Source organism: Streptomyces xinghaiensis S187 (genome assembly GCF_000220705.2).
GTDB lineage: Bacteria > Actinomycetota > Actinomycetes > Streptomycetales > Streptomycetaceae > Streptomyces > Streptomyces xinghaiensis.
On record NZ_CP023202.1, the window covers coordinates 129,573 to 149,525 of the forward strand.

The following is a 19,953-nucleotide window of genomic DNA, read 5'->3' on the forward strand; positions in this document are numbered from 1 at the left end:
GCGCCTGCCCGGCGGCGGCCCGGTCCGTCGCGCGGAACACGGCACACGGCCCGCGCACAGGAGGGTGCCGCAGCCGCCGCTGCGCGGCCACGGCACCCCGCGGCGGGTCAGGAACGGAGCTCCCTGCGCTCGCTGCCGCCCGAAATCTGGATCTTGCGCGGCTTGGCCTGCTCGGCGACCGGGATCCGGAGGGTCAGCACACCGGCCTCGTAGGAGGCTTCGATCCGCTCGGTGTCGAGGGTGTCGCCGAGGAAGAGCTGCCGGCTGAAGCTTCCGGCGGGACGCTCGGCGGCGATCACCTCGGCGTCCTCGGGAGCCGGCGACCTGCGCTCGGCCCGCACGGTGAGGACGTTGCGCTCGACGTCGAGGTCGATGCTCTCGGGGTCGATCCCCGGAAGGTCGAAGTGGACGATGAAGTCCTCGCCCGACCGGTACGCGTCCATCGGCATGCCCGAGGGCCGGGTGACGTTGCCGAACATCTGCTGGGCGAACCGGTCCAGGTCGCGGAAGGGGTCGGTACGCATGAGCATCACGGGTCATCTCCCTCCATGTGGCACTGCTTGCGATGCCCTACACACTTCTTATATACACCGCACGAGAAAACTTGACAAGCTGCCGCTCAACCTCGCCATTTATGCAGGTCAGAGCAGGTAGACCGGTAGGGCGGGCACCCCCGTCTCCCCTGCCGGGAGAGGGGATCGGGGGCGCCCCCTCCCCCGGCGCGGGCGGTGCGGTGGGCCGGAACCGCGGGTGCCGGGCCTACCAGCGTTCCGTGTTGGGCCGGAAGCTCCCCACGTAGCGTCGCATATAGCTCGCGTCGTCGCGCTTCCTCAGGCCGCAGCGGAGGTAGTCCTCGTGGGCGCGGGCGAGGGCGTCCTCGTCCAGTTCGACGCCGAGGCCCGGCCCGTCGGGCACTCCGACGGCGCCGTCGCGGAATTCCAGGGTCCCGGGGACGATCACGTCGGTCTTCTTCCACGGCCAGTGGGTGTCGCAGGCGTAGCTGAGATGCGGCGTCGCGGCGGCCACATGGACCATCGCGGCGAGGCTGATCCCGAGGTGGCTGTTGGAGTGCATGGACAGGCCGATGCCGAAGGACCGGCAGAGGACGGAGAGGGCCTGGGTGTCGCGCAGGCCGCCCCAGAAGTGGTGGTCGGAGAGGACGACGCCCACCGCCTTCGCCCGGATGGCCGGTTCCAGGTCATCGAAGCGGACCACGCACATGTTCGTGGCGAGCGGCATGCCCGCCTCCTCGGCCACCCGCGCCATGCCGGCGATGCCCGGGGTGGGGTCCTCCAAGTATTCGAGGACGCCGTCCAGGGCGCGGGCGACCCCGATGGCGGTGTCGGGTTTCCAGGCGCCGTTGGGGTCGATGCGCAGCGGGTGGCCCGGGAAGGCCGCGGCGAGGGCCCGGATGCCCTCGGTCTCCTGCGCGGGCGGGAGGACGCCGCCCTTGAGCTTGAGGGAGCGGAAGCCGTAGGTGTCCAGCATGTGCCGGGCCTCGCCGACGAGGGCTTCCGGGGTGAGCACCTCGCCCCAGTCGTCGGCCTCCGCGCCCAGGTGGGCGCCGTACTTGTAGAAGAGGTAGGCGGAGAACTCGACCTCGTCCCGGGCCCGGCCGCCGAGCAGGTCGCACACCGGCCGGCCGAGGAGCCGCCCCTGGGCGTCGAGGGCGGCCACCTCGAAGAGCGAGTAGACGCTGGCGAGGGTCTTGCCGGTGGAGAAGCCGCCGGTGAGGCCGTGCAGATCGGTGTACACCGTCTCGCCGACGACGCGCTCCACGGTCCGGCGCAGGCCGGGCAGGTCGAACACGTCCCAGCCGGTGAGCTGTTCGGCGACCCGGCGGGCCTGGGTGAGGAACGCCTCGTCGCCGTAGGACTCGCCGAGCCCGGTCACGCCGTCCTCGCCGACGAGCCGCAGCACGCTGCGCAGCGCGTACGGTTCGTGCACGCCCATGGCGTTGAGCAGCGGCGGGTCGGCGAAGGCGACGGGGGTGAGGAGGGCCTCCCGTATTCTCATCGGCCGCCCGCCTCCAGCCCGGTGAGGACGGCGAGGCCGTGGTCGACGATCCGCTCCAGCCGCCGGAGCTGGCCGTCGGTGGGCTCGGCGAGCGGCGGCCGGACCGGTCCCACCTTCTGGCCGCGCAGCCGGGCGGCGGCCTTGACCAGGGAGACGGCGAAGCCGGGGGTCTCGTCGCGGAGGGCCACCAGGGGCAGGTAGAAGCCGTTCAGCAGGGCGTCCATGGTGGAGCCGTCGCCCTCGGAGAGAGCTCGGTGGAAGCGCTGGGCGATCTCGGGTACGCAGCCGTGGACGGCGGAGGAGTAGCGCTCGACGCCGATGGCGGCGTAGGCGCGGGCGGACATCTCGGCGGTGGGCAGTCCGTTGAAGAAGAGAAGGTCCCGCCCCCGGCCGCCGGCGGCGCGGACCGCGGTGACGATACGGCTCATCCGCTCGATGTCCCCGTGGCCGTCCTTGATCCCGGTCACGGAGGGAACGGAGAGCAGGGAGACCGCCGACTCCTCGGTGAGGACGCTGGTGGCGCGGTGGTAGACGATGAGCGGCACGCCGGTGCCGGCCGCCGCGTACCGCACATGGGCGACGAGGCCGGCGGGCGGGCCGGTGACGAGGTACGGGGGCAGCAGCAGGACGCCGTCGGCCCCGGCCGCCGCGGCCGCCGCGACACCCGCGCGGGCGGTCGCGGCGCCGCCTCCGGCCCCGGCCCAGACGGGGACCCGCCCGCCGGTGACGTCGAGCGCCTTCCGTACCAGGGCGTTCAGCTCGTCCGGCGCGAGCGAGCTGAACTCGCCGGTGCCGCATCCGACGAACAGTGCTCCGGCGCCCGCCGCCACATGGAACTCGACATGGTCGGCGAAGGCGTCGAGGTCGAGTTCGAGGTCGTCGGTGAAGGGGGTGAACGGAAAGGCCAGCAGGCCGTTCAGTTCTGCGGTGGACTGCGTCATCGGGTCCGTTCTCTCCTCTGGTCGGGTGTCCGGCCGGGGGGCCGTGGGCCGGCCCTGCGTCATACGGCGACGACGGGGTCCTCGGACGAGCTCTCCGGGCCGCCGGTGTCCTCGTCCTTGCGTCCGGCCGTGTCGATGATCTCGTCCGCGCGCGCACTCGGTTCCGGCGCGAGCAGGCCGAGCCCGGAGTAGAGGACCAGCGACACCAGGATGGGGGCGGCGACGATGGTCGTCTGCGTGCTGTCGAGCACGTAGTAGACGAGCGCGTAGGTGCCCAGTCCGGCGGCCCAGGAGACCAGGGCCGCGCGGGAGCCGCAGCGGCGGAACCACGGCAGCATGCCGAGCAGCAGCGGGATGGAGATCGGGCCCATCAGCGCGGCGACCCAGGAGACGACGATGGCGAGGACACCGCCGAGGTTCTTGGCCTGGGTGGCGACGACCATGCTGAGGGTGATGAAGGAGAAGGTGGCGATCCGCGCGGCCAGCAGCTTCTCGCTCGCGGAGAAGTCGCGCGCCCTGCGCCACATCACGGGGAGCATGTCGCGGGTGATGACGGAGGAGATGGCGTTGGCGTCGGAGGCGACCATCGCCATGGTGTGGGAGAAGAAGCCGGCCAGGACCAGGCCGACCATGCCGGCCGGCAGCAGGGTCGTGGTCATCACCGCGTAGGAGGTGGTGGGGTCCTCCAGACCGGGGACGATCAGCGGCGCCGCGAACATCGGGATCATCAGGACGAACGGCCAGACCAGGTAGAGCGCGGAGGAGAGGACGGCGCCCCGGCGGGCGGCGTGGGTGCTCGGCGCGGCCATGTAGCGCTGCGCCAGGTTCCACATGCCGCCGTTGTACTCCAGGGTCTTCACCAGGATGTAGACCAGCAGGAAGACGGTGGTGTACTTGGAGGTGGTGGGGCTGAGATGCCCCTCCGGCAGATCTCCCCAGAAGGTGAACAGGGAGGAGAATCCGCCGAGTTTGCCGAGCACCACCCAGAGCATGACGAGGCCGGCGAGCCCCTGGATGAGGAACTGGCCGAAGTCGGTGAGGGCGTCGGCCCAGAGCCCGCCCGCGGTGCAGTAGATCATGGTGACGGTGCCGGTGATGACGATGCCGAACACCAGCGGCACCCCGGCAAAGGAGTTCAGCAGCACCGCGACGGCGAACCACTTCGAGGCCACGTCGAAGACCTTGAGCAGACTGCCGCTCCAGGCGAGGGCCTGCTGGGTGGGGACGTTGTAGCGGCGGGCCAGGTATTCGAGCGGCGAGGCGACGCCGAGCCGGGAGGAGAGCCGGTTCCAGCGGGCGGCGAAGAGCCAGCTGCCGATGCCGACCCCGATGCCGATGGTCGCGAAGGCCCAGAAGTAGACGGTGATGCCGTCGGTGTACGCGACGCCGGCGAAGGCGACGAACATGACCGCGCTGTAGCCCGACATGTGGTGCGAGATGCCCGCCAGCCACCAGGGCATCTTGCGGCCGGCGATGTAGAAGTCCCGGACGTTGCGGACCCTCCGGTGGGACCACCAGCCGATGCCCACCATCACCAGGAAGTACCCGCACACCATGATCCAGTCGAGTATGTGCACTGCAGCGACCCCTCTCAGATTTCACATATGTGAATGGAGTCACTCAGGCGGACAGAGTTCGCACACCTGAATGGCGTTCGGGGAAGCTAGTATGACGTGGATCACGTGTCAACGGTTCGGACAGAGGAACAGAGGAGCAGCATGCCGCGACCGACCGCCCTCCCCGACGCCGCCCGCACCGGGCCGGCCGGGGGCAGACCGGAGCCGGCCGGGGTGAAGTCGGCCCGCCGGGCCATCGATCTCATCGAGACCTTCGCGGCGAACGACGACTGGCTGACGCTCGGCGCGCTCCACGCCGCGACCGGACTCCCGCGCTCCAGCCTCCACGGGCTGCTGCGCACCCTCCACGAGTCCGGCTGGCTGGAAACCGACGGCGGCGGCGGATACCGGCTCGGGGTGCGCGCCCTCATCTGCGGCACCGCCTACCTCGACCGCGACCCCGTCATTCCCTACGCCACCGAGGCGCTGGAGACGGTCCGCGACAAGACCGGTTTCACCGCGCACTACGCGCGCCGCGACGGCGACCAGGTGGTCTATCTGGAGACCCGGGAATCACGCCGCTCGGCCCATCTGGTCTCGCGGGTCGGCCGCACCCTGCCGGCGCACGCCACGGCCCTGGGCAAGGTGCTGCTGGCCGAACTCACCCAGGACGAGATCGCCGGGCTGATGCCGGTCCCCCTGCCCGCGCTCACCCCGAACACCCTCACCACCCTGGAGGCCCTGGAGGCGGCCTGCGCGGAGACCCGGGAACGCGGCTACGGCCTGGAGACGGAGGAGGGCACGCCGGGTGTGCGCTGCGCCGCCGCGGTCATCCCGTACCGCATCCCGGCCACCGACGCGATCAGCTGTTCCATGCCGACCGACCAGGTCACCGAGGAAGCGGTCGCCGGGGTGGGCGAGCTGCTGACCGAGGTGGCCGGGGATCTGGGACGGCGGCTTCGGCGGGCCGGCATCCGCTGAACGCGGGCGCCTCGGCCCCGCGCCGCGTGCGGCACGCGGCGGACCCCGGCACGGGTGGAGTGCCGGGGTCCGGTGCCGGGTGGCCGGTGCCGGTGTGCCGTGGCGGCCGCCTCCCGGGGTGTCAGCCGATGGCCGCGCCGGTCGCCCGGAGCGCGCCGGTCACCGGCTGGTAGAACGTCGCGCCCCCGCCGGAGCAGTCGCCGATGCCCCCCGAGACCAGACCGAGCGCCGCCGTCCCGGCGAAGAGCGGTCCGCCGCTGTCCCCGGGCTCCGCGCACATGTCGGCCTCGATCAGCCCGTGCACCGTGCCCTCCCGGTAGTTGACGGTGGCGTCGAGGCCGGTGACCGTACCCGACCGCAGCCCGGAGGTGCTGCCGCCGCGCCGCGCCCGCTGGCCCACCACCGGATCGGCGGCCCGGGTGATCCGCTGGGTCCGCCCCCGGGACAGGCCGACCAGGCTGGGGCTCGTGACGCTCGAGGAGGTGAGGCGGACGAGCGCGTAGTCCTCGCCGGGGAACCGGGCCTGCGCGACCACTCCGATCCGCGGGCCGCCCCGGGAGGCGGACCACCCCGTGTCCTCGCCGCCGCAGTGTCCGGCGGTCAGGAAGTGGGGCCTGCCGTCGACGGTCACGTTGAACCCCAGTGAACAGCGCTCCCGCTCGGTCCAGACGGGGTCACCGCCCACGAGGAACGGGGTGAACTCGAGGTTCGTGCGCTCGAGAACGGCCATCGCGCCGAACCGGCCGACGACGCCCTCCAGCCGGTCGAGGCGCGCCCCGGTGACCGTGCGGTCGGCGGTGACGACGACCTTGTTCAGCCGGGGATCGGCCGACCAGGCCGTCCCCGGGATCGCGGCCTCCTCGCGCAGGGCCGCGCGTACGGCGTCGAGTTCGGCCAGGGAGTGCCGTACCGGCCTCGCCTCGGCACCGGCCGCGCGCACCGTGTCCGCCGCTCCGTCCGTGAGGACGTTCACCACGAGCCGCCCGCTCCCCGCCTCGTAGTAGGCGCCCGCGCCCTCCCTCCCCAGCCGGGTGGTGAGCCGGGCCGAGAGTTCCCCGGCGGCGGCCGGGGTGATCACGGCAGGAGCGGGGCGGGGAACGGCGGCGCCGGCCTGCGGGAGCGCCGGCGCCGTGAGGGCGAGGAGCGCGGCGCCCGCGCCCGCGAGCACGGCGGGGGTCCGGGGGCGGCGGGTCCGGTGGCGCCGGGCGGGCCGGGGGGTACGGTGCTTCAACTCACTGCCTCCTGTGGGGGACGGGCCCGGCAGCGGGGACACGAACGGGCCCTGAGGGGGTTGGCGCGCGCAGGGGGACGGCAGCCCCGCGCACCCGAGGGTCCGCCGTACACCCGATCCTGACGCAGCACCGCACCCGCCGCGCTGCCCCGGTGTCAAACGGGTGATCAGCTCCCCCACCGGGAGGGGACGGTGTGCGCGAGCGGCCCACCACGGCTTCGGGCCCGGCCCCGCTACGAGGGTGCGCCCGGACGCCGTCGGCCGCGCCGGCCGGGAGGCCGCGCCGGGTCCGGGGCGAGCCGGTCCGCCTCGGCCCGGTCCGCCTCGGCCCGTGCCGCCTCGGCCCGCTTCCGGTCCCGTTCGGCCGCCTGCCGCGCCCGCTGCGCCGGGCCGCGGGCCGCCCGCTCGGCCCGTTCCGCCGCCGAGAGCGAACGTTTCGCCCGTCGCAGTTCCTCCGTGAGCCCGTGCACCTGCTCGCGCGCCTCCCGCAAACGCCGCCGTGCCGCGGCGAGTTCCCGCTCGGCGGCGGTGGCCTCCTCCGCGCTGCCGCGTGCGGCACGGGCCAGTTCCTCGGCCTCTCCCCGCGCCTTCCTCAGCCGCTGCCGCCGTTCGCGGTCGGCCCGCTCCTGGGCCCGGGCCCGTTCCGTTATGTCGGTGACCGAAGCCCGCCGTTCCCTCCCGCCCGTGCCGCCCGCGCCGTCCGCGTCATCCGCGCCCGTGCCGGCCCCGTCCGCACCCGCTCCGCCGCCCGCCGTGCGACGGCCGGACCCGGGCTCGCGGGCAGCGGGCGCCGCGGACGGCGGGCGCAGCTGGAGGACGGTGGCCTCGGGGAGCACGCCGAATCCCGACGGCGGCGGGAAGGCCCTCGTCAGCCGGCCACGGGCCAGTTCCCGGGCCGCGTCCGGGTCGGCGAGGGCCGCGTGCACGGTGGCCTCCACCTCGCGCAGCACGGCGTCCGACACCGGCCGGCCGGCGTCCGCGGTGAGCTGGCCGGCCCGCCGGGCCAGCGCGGCCACCAACTGCCGCTGCTGGCCGATGAGTTCCCGTAGCCGGCCGCCACCGGCCGGCTGCTGGTGCGCGGTGCGCAGCTCAGCCCCCAGCCGCAGCAGCAGTTCGGTCCGCGACCCGTCCTCACGGACCAGCAGGTTGACGGCCCAGGCGGCCAGGGACGGGCGGCGCAGGGCACGGATCGCGCCGCGCTCGCCCCGGGGCGCGGCGGCGGCGGCCCGGTCGCGGGCCGCGATGAATTCTCCCGGTGGCAGCGCGTAGAGCTCTTCGGCCAGCTCGTCGACACCCATGCGGACATGGTCTCAGGACGGGACGGATTCCGGCCGATCTCCCCTGGCAGGTTCAGGACAGCCTGCCCCGGCCGGCCCGGCCGCCGGTCAGCGGGCCGGCGGGGCGTTCCCGCCGTCCGGGGCGGTGCGGCCGCGGATCTCCAGGGCGCCGAGGAGGTCACGGGTGGCGGCGGCCACCGCCTCGACAGCCTCGTCGAACGCGGCCCGGTTGTGCGCCGCCGGGGCGCGGAAGCCGGAGATCTTCCGCACGTACTGCAGGGCGGCGGCCCGGACGTCGTCCTCCCCGGCGTCCTCGGTGTACGGCGGGCGGAGGGTCTTGATGGAGCGGCACATGGCTCCAGTGTGCGCCCGCCGGGGCCCGCCGGCGCGGCTTCCGTGGGAATCTCCCGGAGGCCGCGCCGGCGCGCCCGTGACCCGCCGCGCTCAGCCCCGGGGGACGACCAGGGACAGCACCCGCGGCAGCGGGTACCAGTCGGAGGTGACGATGCTGGCGTGCCGGGAGGCGAGCATCGTCACGCGGTCCCTGGCCTCCGCCTCGGAGGGGCTGACGGCGTCGATGGCGGGGGCGACGGCGTGCGCCGCGGTCATGATCAGCAGATAGTGCCGCTGGTCGTACCAGGCCGTGTCGATGGCGCCTCCGGCGTAGTCGCCCGCGTTGCCGTCGAAGACGACGAACCAGGGGCGCAGCGACGCGTCGCCGTAGCGGCCGGTGCGCGGGTCGCCGGCCTCGGCGTGGTGGACGGCGGGGAAGGCGCCGGCCCGGTCGAGGGTGCCGGCGGCGGCGAGGTCGCGGAGGTGCGTGGCGTATTCGCGGTCGGTCCACAGGGAGTCGAGGGGGTTCCCCTCCTCGACGGTCCCGGGGATGAGCTCGACCAGGAACCTGCCCGCGAGTTCGTCCCGGCCGGGCCATCCGTCGGCCCGGACCGCGTCGTCCAGGGTGGCGTGGCCGCCGCGGACGTCGGCGGGGCGGAGCAGGGCGTCGCCGAGCTTCTCGCCGAGCAGGGCGTCGAACTCGTCCGGCCCCCGGCCGCGGTTGTCGGCGAAGCCGTCCTTCATCTCCACCTTGAGCACGACGGGGCGGTGCCCGGGGTTCGCGTCGTGCCAGGCGCGGATGTCGGCGAGGCAGCCGCCGAGGCTCTGGTTGCGCGGCTTGGTGCGCAGTTCGGCGGCGGAGGAGGCGTTCTCGCAGTTGTTGTCGTTGCCGAACGGGTTTTCGTGGGAGACCCGCCAGCCGGCGCCCGCGGCGTTGGTCCAGACATCGAGTTCCAGCAGCGACGCGCCGGAGTCGAGGGCGTCGGCGAAGTACCGGTACTTCGCCTTCTCGTACGCGTTGTGCACGCCCACGGAGGTGGTGGACGAGTAGGACGGGCCCGCGGCCCGGGGGCTTCCCGGCGCCGCTTCGGCCGCCGCGGGGAGGGAGGCCAGGAGTGCCGCGGCGGCGGCCGCCGTGAGGGCACCGGTACGGATTCTGCTCATGCTGCGTACCCGCCTGTCGGGGTGAGGGGTGGTCAGGTACACGACAGGCTAGGGGTGTTGCGCGAGGGGCGGCAGAGGGCCGTCCGCTTCCGCCGGGCTGTTCCCCCGGCCGTCACGGCCGGGCCGCCCTCCGCCCGCCGGCTGTTTCCCCCCGGCCCCGGCGCGGCGGGCACGGCCGCGCCGCCTCCCGCCCCCGCCGCCGGTACGGCCGTCGGCGGCCGGGCCCGCGCCGGGGCACCGGCCGCTCCCCCGGCCCTCCGCCCCCGCTTCGGTCCCGGGCCCGGGCCGTCGGGATTCACCCGCGCCGGACCCCACCGCCACGGTCCGGCTGCGGCGGTCCCTCCGGACCGCCCCGCGGACGGCCGCTCAGTCCGGTACGGCGGCCCCGGCCCCGCCCGGCGGCGCGCCCGGCCCGGGGCCGCGCGCGGCGGCGCTCTCCTGTCCCGGCTCCTGTCCCGGCTTCCCTCCCACCTCCCCTCCCGGCTCCCGTCCGGGCCCGGAACCCCCTTCCGCGTCGGCCCCCGGGCGCGCGTCCGGCTCCGCGTCCCCGGCGGCCCACCACAGCAGTTCCTCCGCCGTCCGGGGGCCCCGCGCCGCCCCGTCCAGCAGCCCGTGGGCGCGCAGCACCCGGGCCGCCGCCTGCCCCCACGGCCGGCGCAGCCCCGCCGAGGCCAGCAGCCCGCCGTCGGCGAGCAGCCGGTGGGCCGGCCCGGTGCGCGGTCCGTCCGGGGTGAGGATCGCGGCGTCGTCCGCCCAGCGCAGCGCGAGGTCCACGTCGTGGGTGGCCATGACGACGGTGGTGCCGGAGGCCCGCAGCCGGGCCAGGACCTCCAGGAGCTGCTCCTGGCCGTGCGGGTCGAGCCCCGCGGTCGGTTCGTCGAGGACGAGGATCCGGGGCCGCATCGCCACCGCCCCGGCGATGGCGGCCCGCTTGCGCTGGCCGTAGGAGAGCAGATGGGTGGGACGGTCGCGGAGCGCGGTGATGCCCAGCGCCGCCAGGGCCTCCGTCACCCGCCGCGCGACCTCCTCATCCGGCAGCCCCAGGTTCACCGGTCCGAACGACACGTCCTGGCCCACGGAGGCCGCGAAGAGCTGGTCGTCGGGGTCCTGGAGGACGAGTTGCACGGAGGTGCGCAGCCGGGTCAGCGCGGCCCGGCCGCGGCCGACCGGGACGCCGTCCAGGCGGAGTTCCCCGGCCGAGGGCCGCAGGCCGCCGCTGAGCAGCCGCAGCAGGGTGGTCTTGCCGCTGCCGTTGCGGCCGAGCAGGGCCAGCGCACGGCCGGGGCGGACCCCGAAGGTGACCCCGGTGAGCACCGGAGGGCCGTTCTCGTACGCGTATCCGGCGTCGACGAGTTCCACCAGGGGCGGTACGGCGGTCACAACAGCTGCCTTTCGAGGACGAGGGTGGCCACCGCCAGCGCGGCGAGCAGCAGGACGGACCCGGTGACGAAGCGCCGGGACACGGGGGCACCGGTGACGAGGACACGGAGCGTCCCGTCGTAACCGCGGCCCGCCAGCCCGTCCTGCATCCGCGCGGCGCGCGAGAAGGCGCGCAGGAAGACCGTCGCCCCCTGCCCGGCCAGCGAGCGCCAGGCGGCGGCGCGCGTGGTGTGGCCGAGGCGCGCGGCCTGGGCCTGCCGCACCTGCGCGAGGGTGTCCAGCAGGAGGAAGGTGATGCGGTAGGTCACCAGCGCGACGTCGGTCACGGCGGGGGGCACGCCGGCCCGGGTGAGGCGCGGCAGCAGGTCCGACAGCGGTGTGGTGAAGGCGAACAGCAGGACGCCCAGCGAGGCGGCCGAGGTGCGCAGCAGCAGCTGCCCGGCCTGCGCGGGGCCGTCCGGTGCGAGGGACAGCAGGCCGCGCTCCCCGCCCAGCTGGACGAGGAGCGGCAGCGCGCCGGTGACGCAGAAGCCGAGCGGCACCCGGTACGCCCGCCAGAGCCGGCGCGGCGGCACCCGCGCCGGCCCGAGCAGTGCGGTGAGTGCGGCGGCGGCGGTGAGCGGCGCGCCCGGCCAGGGCGGCAGGCTCACCGCCAGGACGGTCAGGCCGAGGGCGAGAACGGCCTTGTCCAGGGGGTGGCGGCGGCGCCAGCGACTGCTGTGCGCCGCCGCGTCGATGGGCAGCACGCGGGGTTACGCGGCCGGGCGGCCGCCGGGACCGGACGGCCCCCCGCCGCCCCGTTCGCCGGTCGCGGGCGCCGGGGTGTCCCCGGCCGCGTCCGGGGCCCCGCCGGCCGGTGGCGTCCCCGCGGCCGCCCTCGTGTCAGGGCCCGTGCCGCCCGCGGAGCTGCCGGTACCCGCCGGCTCCGCCCGGTCCGCCGCGGCCGTGCCGGGAGCGGCCGTTCCCTCCGCTCCCGCCGCGGCCCGTGCCTCCCCCTGCCGGCGTCCTCGGCGCAGCCCGAGGCAGTACGCCAGCACCCCGGCGCCGATCGCGGCCTGGAGGGCGAAGAGCGCCGACTCCACTTCCGCCGACGGGGGTTCGTAGAGCGGGGCGAACCAGGGTTCGTAGCCCGGACGGAGTTCCTCGACCGCCGTCTCGGCCTGCGCGTCACTGCCGGCGAAGGGCTCCTCCATGCCGTCGCCGAGTCCGAGGACGAGCGGGAGGGCGGCCAGGACGGCGACAACGGCCAGCAGCAGCAGGTTGGTCCGGGTGTTCCGGCTCATCGGGTCACCGCCGCCTCGGACCGCTCCGGCCGGCGGCCGCCGGCGGCCGTCCGCACACCGAGCCGGGCCAGGGCGGTCCCGTCGGCCTGGCTCAGCAGCCGGATCACCAGCACGGTGAGGATGCCCTCGCTGACGGCGAGGGGGATCTGGGTGACGGCGAAGACGGAGCCGAACTTGGCCAGGGCACCGGGCAGTCCGGTGGCCGGGTCCGGGAACGCCAGGGCGAGCTGGACGCTGGTGACGCAGTAGGTGCTCAGATCGGCGGTGAAGGCACCGGCGAACACGGCGGCGGCGAGCGGCGCTCCGAGTCCCCTCACCAGCCGGTAGGCGGCGTACCCGGCCCACGGGCCCACCACGGCCATGGAGAAGACGTTGGCGCCCAGGGTGGTGAGCCCGCCGTGCGCCAGCAGCAGGGCCTGGAAGAGCAGCGTGATGGTGCCGAGCACCGCCATGACCGGCGGCCGGAACAGGATGGCACCGAGCCCGGTGCCGGTGGGATGTGAGCAACTGCCCGTGACGGAGGGGATCTTCAGCGCGGACAGCACGAAGGTGAAGGCACCGGAGGCACCGAGCAGCAGGGTGTTCTCCGGATTCTTCCTCACCTCGCGGCTCAGCGACCGTACGCCGTGGAGGACGAAGGGGGCGGCGGCGGCGCTCCAGGCGACCGCGTGCCAGGGGGGCAGGTAGCCCTCGGCTATATGCATGGGAAAGCGGACCTCTCCAGCACCTCGTGGATGGACGACGCGCCCTGGCCGGTCTCCTGGCTTACGGGTCATGCCGCCCGGACTCCGCCTTCCCGGGTGCCGCGGCGCTCCGCGGCATCCCAGTGGCTCCCAGAGGGTGGAACCGGACTTCCCGATCACAGTGGCGAGGGCCGCACCGGTTCTTCACCGGTTTCCCGTGCACCAAGGCCCTGTGACAGTAGTGCGCCGCGCGCGAGGAGGACAAGCCGGTCACCCTGCGGCGCATCCCACACCGGACGGCGCACGGGAGCACGGTGGCACCCGGCTCCGCGAACGGGGCGCCGGGGCAGCGGGGGGCGCCGGCGCTCTTCGGTAGGGGCGACAGCCGGAAGAATGCATCCCGTTTCGCGCCTTTGACCCCGGTTACCCGTCCGGTGTCGGCGGGCCCCGCCCGCACTACCGAGGAGGTGACGGCCATGCCGGAGCCCGGCAGCAAGAAGTACGACCGGAAACGGGCGAAGCTGCGCAAGGAGGCCGAGGACAGCGGAGTGTCCGACCAGCAGGCCACCAAGGCGGCGGACAAGACCCTCCAGAAGGACCCGTCCATGCGCAGCCGGGGCCCGCGGACCACGCGCGGCCTCGGGCCGAAGGGAGAGCGGCCGGAGAGCCTCGGCTGACCGCCCGCGGACCCGGCGGCGGACGGCCGCGGGCGGCACCGCGGCGGACGGCGGAACGGCGGCGGGCCCGGTCCCGGCGGACTGCCTCCGCCGGGACCGGGCCCTTTCTCACACCCGGGTGTGAAGAGGTGGGGTCACCCCTTCGCCATGCGGGCCTTCCTGCTGTTGGTCAGCGGGTGGTGGTGACGGTCGACGTCCTTGCACCACTTCACATAGCCGTGAACGTGCACGTACTTCCCGCTCACCCAGGCTTCCTTGTGCCGCAGGTGGTACCAGATGGGGTCGCCGTGGATCAGCTGGGCGCGCACCTTGCACTTGATGCCGACCTTGTCGTGCCGGTGGAGCTGGCCCACCACCGAGGAGTCGGTGCTGGGGTACTGACGCTCGTTGAGCGTCCCGGCCTTGACGACGCCGTACGGCTTGTGCGGATGGTTCTGCGAGTCGGCCTGGACGGACGTCGCGCCGAGCAGCGAACCGCCGACCAGAACGGCCGAGGCGGCGGCACCGGCCACCAGTCCCGCGGAGCGGGACCTGAGCGTGTGGAACATGGGCAACTCCTGTTCTGCCAGGAATGTGACAAGGCGTCGCTTTCCGTTCGCACCGGGCATGAAACCAAAAACGGGGCAAGGTCCCCCTCGGGGGCGATACCGGTCAACACCCGGGCGACGTCTCGTCACCAACCCGTGAGCAGAACGTGGTTGAGAAAGAGCGCTGTCGCCGCCTGGAGCACCAGCCAGCGGCGGTGGTGGCGGGCCGGGAGGAGAGCGGCGGCCGGGAGGAGCCAGAGGGTGAAGGGCAGCCAGATCCGTTCCGTCTCGGCCTTGCTCATCCCGGAGAGGTCCGCCGCCGCGATCATGCAGAGACCGGCGAGGGCGAGGAGCACGACACCGCAGGCGTCCAGCGAGCGCCCCGACCGCAGCCGGCGGGCCGTCTCGGCGGTGCCGGCCAGGGCGCGGCGGAGCCCGGCGACGGAGGCGGCCCCGGCGATGATCACGGCGTTGGCGAGGTTGCCGAAGAACCAGTAGCTGTACGGGCGGATCCGGGCCACTCCCTGGTAGTAGCGGGTGACCAGCAGGTCGTAGCCCTCGTACCACCAGAAACCGGCCGCGGTGAACGCGGCGGTGACGGCGGCCACGCCGGCGAGCGCGGGGAGCAGAGGGCGCACGGTCCGGCCGTGCAGCAGGACGGCGGCCGCGGGGATCGCCATCAGCACCAGCCCGTACGAGAGATGGACGGTGAGACCGAGCAGCAGCCCTGCGGCCAGCGCGGTGGCCGCCGGACGGCGTGCCGCCGGACGGCACGCCAGGGCGAGCAGGGCGATCCCCCAGGCGGCGACGGCCGAAAAGTAGGCGTCCGCGGAGACGCCCGCCCAGACCGCCGCCGGGGCGAGCACGGCGAACGGCGCGGCCCGGCGCGCCCACCGCTCCCCCGCCACGGCACGCAGCGTCACCAGGACGGCCGCGGCGGCCGAGCTGCCCGCGATCAGCACCCACACGGCGGCCCAGGCGCCGCCGCCGAGCCCGATGCGGTCGAGGCCGACGAAGGTGAGCACGGCGCCCGGCGGGTGGCCCGCCACATGGGCGGGCCAGTAGTCGGGCGAGGTGAGCAGGATGTGGTCGGTGAAGGTGCGCACGGCCGCGGCCGGGTCGGCGGCGATGCGGTCGACGGCGAGCAGGTACTCGTGCTTGGCGGTGAGCCGGCCGGCGACACCGCGCCGCCAGCCGTCGATCAGCGCCAGCGACAGCGTCCAGGCCAGCGAGGCCGCCCAGGTCAGGAGCAGCAGCCGGCGCCAGGGCAGCCGGCGGGCGAGCACCGGGCCGTAGGCGATGACGGCGGCCGCCACGGCGGGTGCCGCGACCGTGCCGGGGCCCGCGTGCGGCATCCAGTGTGCGTAGAGCGGCGGCCACTCGACGTACAGGACGTCCACAGAGCGCTGGATCAGGATGCCGGCGACGGCGACCGCGGCGACGAAGAGCGCGGCGGCGGCCGCGGTGAGGAGGTCCGCGCGGGCGGCGGACCGCCGCGGGCGCAGACGCTCGCGGCCGGGCGCGGGGGTGCGGAGGTGGGTCACGCCGTCACGCTAGGGGCCGCTCCGGCGTGTACGGCCGGACACACGCCCGGTGTCACCGTTCCGTCAGATCCTCACCGCCCCCGGTGTGATGTCAGCGTTTCGTCATGGGCCGGAGCGGGGTTCCGGGGGGCGGCCCGGCCTACGGTCGTGGACGGCGGACGCGGGCCTCCTGCGCGTGTCCCGTGGAACACCACGGAGGGCGGCGCGATGGAAGACGGGGCGATGGACGACAGCGCGACAGAAGACGGGGCGACGGAAGACGGCGGGAAGGCGGCACGGGGATCCGGCGGGGCGCGTCCCCGCCGCGGGCAGGGGGCGGCGGCACCGCCCGGCGGGCCGGGCGCCCGGGGGCCGGGCGGGCCCTTCCGGCCCGGCTTCTGGCGCAGTCCGCTGCGCGGGCCCCGGCTGACGTCCGTCCTGGGCATCGTGCTGCTGGCCGGGATCCCCGTGCTGTTCGTGACGGGGCTGCTGTCGTACGCGGCGTACAACCCGGATCTGGCCCGGAACGACCGAACCCCGGACAAGGGGCTGCTCGGCTTCTTCCTGTTCCCCTGGCCCACGGAGCCGCACTGGCTCTACCGGCTCACCCAAGGCGTCCATGTGACGCTGGGCGTCGCGCTGGTGCCGGTCCTGCTGGCCAAGCTCTGGTCGGTCATCCCCCGGCTGTTCACCTGGCCCCCGGTGCGCTCCGTCACCCATGCCCTGGACCGGCTGTCCCTGCTGCTGCTCGTCGGCGGCGGGCTGTTCGTCTTCGCCACCGGCCTTCTCAACATCCAGCTGGAGTACGTCTTCCCCGGCTCGTTCTACCCGCTGCACTTCTACGGCTCCTGGGTCTTCATGGCCGCCTTCGCCGCCCACGCCGCGCTCCGCGTGCCGCGCGCCCTGCGGGTGCTGCGCGGCCGCCGCGCCCGTACGGAGGAGGAGGCCGCCGCCATGGCCGCCCTCGCCGCACCGGAGCCGGCCGCGCCCACCCTCTCCCGCCGGGGCGCGCTCACCGTGGTGGGGGCGGGCTCGCTGCTGCTGGCCGCCACCACGGCGGGGCAGAGCCTCGGCGGGCCGCTGCGGTCCACCGCCGTCCTCGCCCCGCGCGGACGGGAGCCCGGCGGCGGCCCGAACGGCTTCCAGATCAACAAGACGGCGGCCGCCGCGGGCATCCGCGCCGCGGACATCGGCGCGGAGTGGCGGCTGACGGTACGCGGCGGGCCGCGCGAACTCGTGTTCACCCGTGCGGAGCTGCTGGAGCTTCCGCAGCACCGTGCCGCGCTGCCCATCGCCTGTGTGGAGGGCTGGTCGACCTCCGACCAGCTGTGGAGCGGGGTCCGGCTGGCGGATCTGGCGGCCCTGGCCGGCTGGGAGCGGGACGCGCCCGGGGTGTTCGTCGAGTCGGCGCAGCGCGCCGGGACGTTCCGGTCGGCCGGGCTCCGCGCCAACCAGGTGCGCGACCCGCTCTCCCTGCTCGCGCTGCGGGTCAACGGGGCCGGGCTCTCGGCGGACCACGGGTATCCGGCGCGGGTGATCGTGCCCGCGAACCCCGGGGTGCACAACACCAAATGGGTCACCCGGCTCACCTTCGGGGGGAACCCGTGAGGCGCCTCCCGCCGCTCCGGGCCGGCGAGCCGCCGTGGTACCCGCCGCTGCTGCTGTGCTCGTTCGCCCTGACCGCGTACGCCGGGACGCGCCTGCTGGGCGGCGACGACCCGCTGGGCGTCGTGCTGTGGGTCGTGGGAGCCGCCCTCCTGCACGACCTGGTGCTGCTGCCGCTGTACACCGCGGCCGACCGCGCGGCGGGGGCTCTGCCGCCCCCGCGCCGCCGGTCCGGGGCGGACGGTGCCGCGCCGGAGGCCGCCGGGGGCCCGGCACCGTACCGGCCGGGGATCAACCACCTGCGGGTTCCCGCCCTGCTGTCCGGGCTCCTGCTGCTCGTCTGGTGGCCGCTGGTCAGCGGCCCGCCGGCACGGTACGAGCGGAGCACCGGCCTGAGCGCCGGCGGCTTCGCCGAACGCTGGCTGCTGATGACCGCCGCCCTGTTCGCGGTGTCCGCCGGCTGGGCCCTGCTCTCCGCGCTGCGCCGCCGCGCCCGGCGCTGAGGAGCGGCCCGGCGCCGAGCGGGCCGGCGCGCCCCGGGGCGCGCGGTATCCCCTCCGTCCCGTCCCCGCCTGCGGGCCGGCCGGACGGGCCGGACCGGCGGGCCGAACGGGACGGAGGGGCCGGGCCCGGCGCCGTACGGGAGCCTCCCGCCCCGGGCGTCCCGGAGGCGGGGGCGGGAGGGTCCCGCGTCGTTCAGGGTGCGCGGCGCAGGGCGGTGAAGTGCCGGTGGGACGCGGTCCACTCCTCCGTGACGCGCCACCCCTCGGCCCGCGCCCTGCGGGCCAGGGCCGGGCCGCCGACCCGCGCCCAGGGGAAGACGGCTCCCCGGGACCCGTCGCCGTCGTCCAGGTGGACCCAGGCGCGCTCGTCGACGTCCGTGCCCGCCGTCTCGACGAGCAGCAGCCCGCCGGGGGCGACGACCTGCGCGACCCGCCGCAGCAGCGCGGAGGGGTCGCCGCCGATGCCGATGTTGCCGTCGATGAGCAGCGCCGTGCCCCACCGGCTGTCGCCCGGCAGCCGGTCGAAGACCGACCGGCGCAGCGCAGCGCCGCCCGCGCGCACCGTGCGCGCGACGGCCGCCGGGCTGGGGTCGATGCCGAGCCCGGGCCGCCCCAGCCGGGTGAGGGCCGCGACGAGCCGGCCGGGGCCGCAGCCGATGTCGAGGACGGAGCCCTCGCAGCGGCGCAGCACGGTCATGTCGGCGGCGTCGGCGCGCGAGCACCAGCGCTCCACCTCCAGCGGGACGAGCCCGCCGTCGTCCCGGCGCAGGAAGAGCGGGCCGCCGCCGGAGCGGAGCGCGGTGTCGTACGGTCCCGCGTGCCACGCGTCCGTGCGGGGTTCCGGGGCCGGGTTCGGAGCGCTCATCGGACGGGCGCCCGGTGCAGTCCGGCCAGGACCCCGGCGAAGTGCCCGTCCGGTGCGGCGGCCGCCGCCAGGAGCGCGTCCGCGGGGGTGTCCACATCGCGCAGCACGGGCAGATCGCGGACCCGCAGCCCGGCGTCCGTCAGCCGCCGCCGCTGCGCGGCGCCGGTCCCGGCCGTGGACATCGGGACGCCGCGCAGCAGCTCCGGCTCGGGCCGGGCGAGGCCGAGGGCCCAGAAGCCGCCGTCCTCGGCGGGCCCGAACCAGGCGTCGCAGTCCTCCCAGGCACCGGGGGCCAGGGCGGGGGCCAGCAGGCCGGTGGTGACCTGCGGGGTGTCCATGCCGATGAGGAGGGCCGGGCCGTCGCAGTGGGCGAAGGCGGCGGCGAGCCGTTCGTCGAGCCCGCCCGCGCACTGGGGCACGACCTCGATACCGGGCGGCAGCCACGGTCCGGTGCGGCCGTCGAGCACCAGGACCCGCCGCCGGGCGGGCGCGCCGAGCACCGTCCGCAGGGTGTCGCGGAGGGCGGCGGCGGCCAGCTGGGCGGCCTCGTCCGGGGTGTAGTGCGGTGTCAGCCGGGTCTTGACGCGGCCGGGCACCGGCTCCTTGGCGATGACGAGCAGGGTGGTCGGGGCCTGTGGCGGGCTCATCGGCTCCCCGCCCCCGCGGCTGCCGGGGCGCGGCGTTCCGGCGCGGGCTCCCGCAGGACGGCGCGCATGTCGCGGACCGCGTGGACCGTGCCGCGCCAGGTGCCGGTCACCTTCGAGGCTCCGGTCCTGGGCCGGTAGGGGACGTCCTGTTCCGCGATCCGCCAGCCGGCGTCGGCGGCCCGTACGACCATCTGCAGCGGATAGCCGCTGCGCCGGTCGGTGAGGCCCAGCCCGAGGAGGGCTTCCCGGCGCGCGGCCCGCAGGGGGCCGAGGTCGCGCAGGCGGGCTCCGGTGCGGCGGCGGATCATCCGGGCGAGGACGGCGTTGCCCGCCCGGGCGTGGAGCGGCCAGGCCCCGCGTCCGGTCGGCCGTCTGCGGCCGAGCACCAGGTCGGCCTCCCCGGCCGTGACCCGGGACACGAGGGCGGGCAGCAGGCCGGGGTCGAGGGAGGCGTCGCAGTCGCAGAAGCAGACGATGTCGGCGCCGGAGGCGAGCAGTCCGGCGTGGCAGGCGGCGCCGAAGCCGCGCCGGGACTCCGTCACCACCGTGGCGCCGTGCTCCCGGGCGACGCCGGCCGAGCCGTCGGTGGAGCCGTTGTCCACGACCAGGGGCCGCCAGCCGGCCGGGATACGGGCGAGGACCCAGGGCAGGGCCTCCGCCTCGTCCAGGCAGGGCAGCACGACGTCCACGCGCGGGTGGCTGGTTACAGGCGTTGTCGAATCGGTCACGGCCACCACACTACGAAGACAAAAGCGACATAT

At 75.4% G+C, this 19,953-nt stretch carries 20 protein-coding genes, 1 pseudogene and 1 riboswitch; of the genes and pseudogenes, 4 read left to right on the forward strand and 17 right to left on the reverse strand.

Annotated elements, in window-relative coordinates; all coding sequences use genetic code 11:
• Positions 1–107 precede the first annotated feature (107 nt).
• The 4 genes from SXIN_RS00620 to SXIN_RS00635 all read right to left on the reverse strand — a co-directional run bounded on the left by SXIN_RS00620 (position 108) and on the right by SXIN_RS00635 (position 4,534).
• A complete protein-coding gene (locus SXIN_RS00620; protein ID WP_039820952.1) occupies positions 108–530 on the reverse strand; it encodes an Hsp20/alpha crystallin family protein in 423 nt (140 codons plus the stop codon).
• 229 nt (positions 531–759) lie between these two features.
• Complete coding sequence (locus SXIN_RS00625; protein WP_019708362.1) at positions 760–2,016, reverse strand: glucarate dehydratase family protein; 1,257 nt, start codon at positions 2,014–2,016, stop codon at positions 760–762.
• The gene (locus SXIN_RS00630; protein WP_095756395.1) at positions 2,013–2,957 is read right to left on the reverse strand and encodes a 5-dehydro-4-deoxyglucarate dehydratase; all 945 of its coding nucleotides are present in this window, start codon (positions 2,955–2,957) and stop codon (positions 2,013–2,015) included. The genes SXIN_RS00625 and SXIN_RS00630 overlap by 4 nt, the downstream gene beginning before the upstream one ends.
• A 59-nt stretch (positions 2,958–3,016) precedes the next feature.
• On the reverse strand, positions 3,017–4,534 hold the full coding sequence (locus SXIN_RS00635; protein WP_019708360.1) for a sodium:solute symporter family protein: 1,518 nt from the start codon (positions 4,532–4,534) through the stop codon (positions 3,017–3,019).
• 141 nt (positions 4,535–4,675) lie between these two features.
• Here SXIN_RS00635 and SXIN_RS00640 point away from each other — a divergent pair, with 141 nt between their 5' ends.
• On the forward strand, positions 4,676–5,494 hold the full coding sequence (locus SXIN_RS00640) for an IclR family transcriptional regulator (RefSeq protein WP_019708359.1): 819 nt from the start codon (positions 4,676–4,678) through the stop codon (positions 5,492–5,494).
• Between the two features lie 121 nt (positions 5,495–5,615).
• Here SXIN_RS00640 and SXIN_RS00645 read toward each other — a convergent pair whose 3' ends face one another.
• The 8 genes and pseudogenes from SXIN_RS00645 to SXIN_RS00680 form a co-directional block, all read right to left on the reverse strand.
• Positions 5,616–6,725 (reverse strand): S1 family peptidase, encoded by a 1,110-nt coding sequence (locus SXIN_RS00645; protein WP_238153629.1) that lies wholly within the window; start codon positions 6,723–6,725, stop codon positions 5,616–5,618.
• A gap of 233 nt (positions 6,726–6,958) precedes the next feature.
• A complete protein-coding gene (locus SXIN_RS00650) occupies positions 6,959–8,023 on the reverse strand; it encodes a hypothetical protein (protein ID WP_095756396.1) in 1,065 nt (354 codons plus the stop codon).
• An 87-nt stretch (positions 8,024–8,110) separates the two neighbouring features.
• A complete protein-coding gene (locus SXIN_RS00655) occupies positions 8,111–8,356 on the reverse strand; it encodes a DUF2277 domain-containing protein (protein ID WP_019706463.1) in 246 nt (81 codons plus the stop codon).
• A gap of 90 nt (positions 8,357–8,446) precedes the next feature.
• Positions 8,447–9,499, reverse strand: a complete 1,053-nt coding sequence (locus SXIN_RS00660) for a phosphatidylinositol-specific phospholipase C domain-containing protein (protein WP_019706462.1) — start codon at positions 9,497–9,499, stop codon at positions 8,447–8,449.
• A gap of 546 nt (positions 9,500–10,045) precedes the next feature.
• A pseudogene (locus tag SXIN_RS00665) lies at positions 10,046–10,879 on the reverse strand (energy-coupling factor ABC transporter ATP-binding protein); the annotation flags it as partial.
• Positions 10,876–11,625 (reverse strand): cobalt ECF transporter T component CbiQ, encoded by a 750-nt coding sequence (cbiQ, locus tag SXIN_RS00670; RefSeq protein WP_095756397.1) that lies wholly within the window; start codon positions 11,623–11,625, stop codon positions 10,876–10,878. The gene cbiQ and the pseudogene SXIN_RS00665, both read right to left, overlap by 4 nt.
• A 6-nt stretch (positions 11,626–11,631) precedes the next feature.
• Positions 11,632–12,162, reverse strand: a complete 531-nt coding sequence (locus SXIN_RS00675) for an energy-coupling factor ABC transporter substrate-binding protein (RefSeq protein ID WP_095756398.1) — start codon at positions 12,160–12,162, stop codon at positions 11,632–11,634.
• A complete protein-coding gene (locus SXIN_RS00680; RefSeq protein ID WP_019708356.1) occupies positions 12,159–12,866 on the reverse strand; it encodes an energy-coupling factor ABC transporter permease in 708 nt (235 codons plus the stop codon). The genes SXIN_RS00675 and SXIN_RS00680 overlap by 4 nt, the downstream gene beginning before the upstream one ends.
• Positions 12,867–12,895: 29 nt before the next feature.
• Positions 12,896–13,087, reverse strand: a riboswitch (cobalamin riboswitch).
• Between the two features lie 234 nt (positions 13,088–13,321).
• On the opposite strand from SXIN_RS00680, the gene SXIN_RS00685 reads away from it, so the two are divergent.
• Complete coding sequence (locus SXIN_RS00685; protein ID WP_019708355.1) at positions 13,322–13,522, forward strand: hypothetical protein; 201 nt, start codon at positions 13,322–13,324, stop codon at positions 13,520–13,522.
• Positions 13,523–13,656: 134 nt separating this feature from the next.
• Here the strand turns inward: SXIN_RS00685 and SXIN_RS00690 are convergent, their stop codons facing one another.
• Both SXIN_RS00690 and SXIN_RS00695 read right to left on the reverse strand, forming a co-directional pair.
• Complete coding sequence (locus tag SXIN_RS00690) at positions 13,657–14,070, reverse strand: SH3 domain-containing protein (protein ID WP_019708354.1); 414 nt, start codon at positions 14,068–14,070, stop codon at positions 13,657–13,659.
• A 125-nt stretch (positions 14,071–14,195) separates the two neighbouring features.
• Positions 14,196–15,593, reverse strand: coding sequence for a hypothetical protein (locus SXIN_RS00695; protein WP_095756399.1), 1,398 nt, complete (start codon positions 15,591–15,593; stop codon positions 14,196–14,198).
• 207 nt (positions 15,594–15,800) lie between these two features.
• Here SXIN_RS00695 and SXIN_RS00700 point away from each other — a divergent pair, with 207 nt between their 5' ends.
• Both SXIN_RS00700 and SXIN_RS00705 read left to right on the forward strand, forming a co-directional pair.
• A complete protein-coding gene (locus tag SXIN_RS00700) occupies positions 15,801–17,180 on the forward strand; it encodes a molybdopterin-dependent oxidoreductase (protein ID WP_238153630.1) in 1,380 nt (459 codons plus the stop codon).
• Positions 17,177–17,680 (forward strand): hypothetical protein, encoded by a 504-nt coding sequence (locus tag SXIN_RS00705; protein ID WP_095756400.1) that lies wholly within the window; start codon positions 17,177–17,179, stop codon positions 17,678–17,680. The genes SXIN_RS00700 and SXIN_RS00705 overlap by 4 nt, the downstream gene beginning before the upstream one ends.
• 193 nt (positions 17,681–17,873) lie before the next feature.
• Here SXIN_RS00705 and SXIN_RS00710 read toward each other — a convergent pair whose 3' ends face one another.
• From SXIN_RS00710 to SXIN_RS00720, 3 genes are read right to left on the reverse strand one after another with little or no spacing between them, the layout of a single operon-like run.
• Positions 17,874–18,545 carry a class I SAM-dependent methyltransferase gene (locus SXIN_RS00710; RefSeq protein WP_095756401.1) on the reverse strand — a complete coding sequence of 224 codons (672 nt, stop codon included), beginning with the start codon at positions 18,543–18,545 and terminating at the stop codon, positions 17,874–17,876.
• Complete coding sequence (locus SXIN_RS00715; RefSeq protein WP_095756402.1) at positions 18,542–19,192, reverse strand: TIGR04282 family arsenosugar biosynthesis glycosyltransferase; 651 nt, start codon at positions 19,190–19,192, stop codon at positions 18,542–18,544. The genes SXIN_RS00710 and SXIN_RS00715 overlap by 4 nt, the downstream gene beginning before the upstream one ends.
• Positions 19,189–19,929: a glycosyltransferase family 2 protein gene (locus tag SXIN_RS00720; RefSeq protein ID WP_095756403.1), complete on the reverse strand. Its 741-nt coding sequence runs from the start codon at positions 19,927–19,929 to the stop codon at positions 19,189–19,191. Before SXIN_RS00720 ends, SXIN_RS00715 begins: the two co-directional genes overlap by 4 nt.
• Between the last annotated feature and the right edge of the window lie 24 nt (positions 19,930–19,953).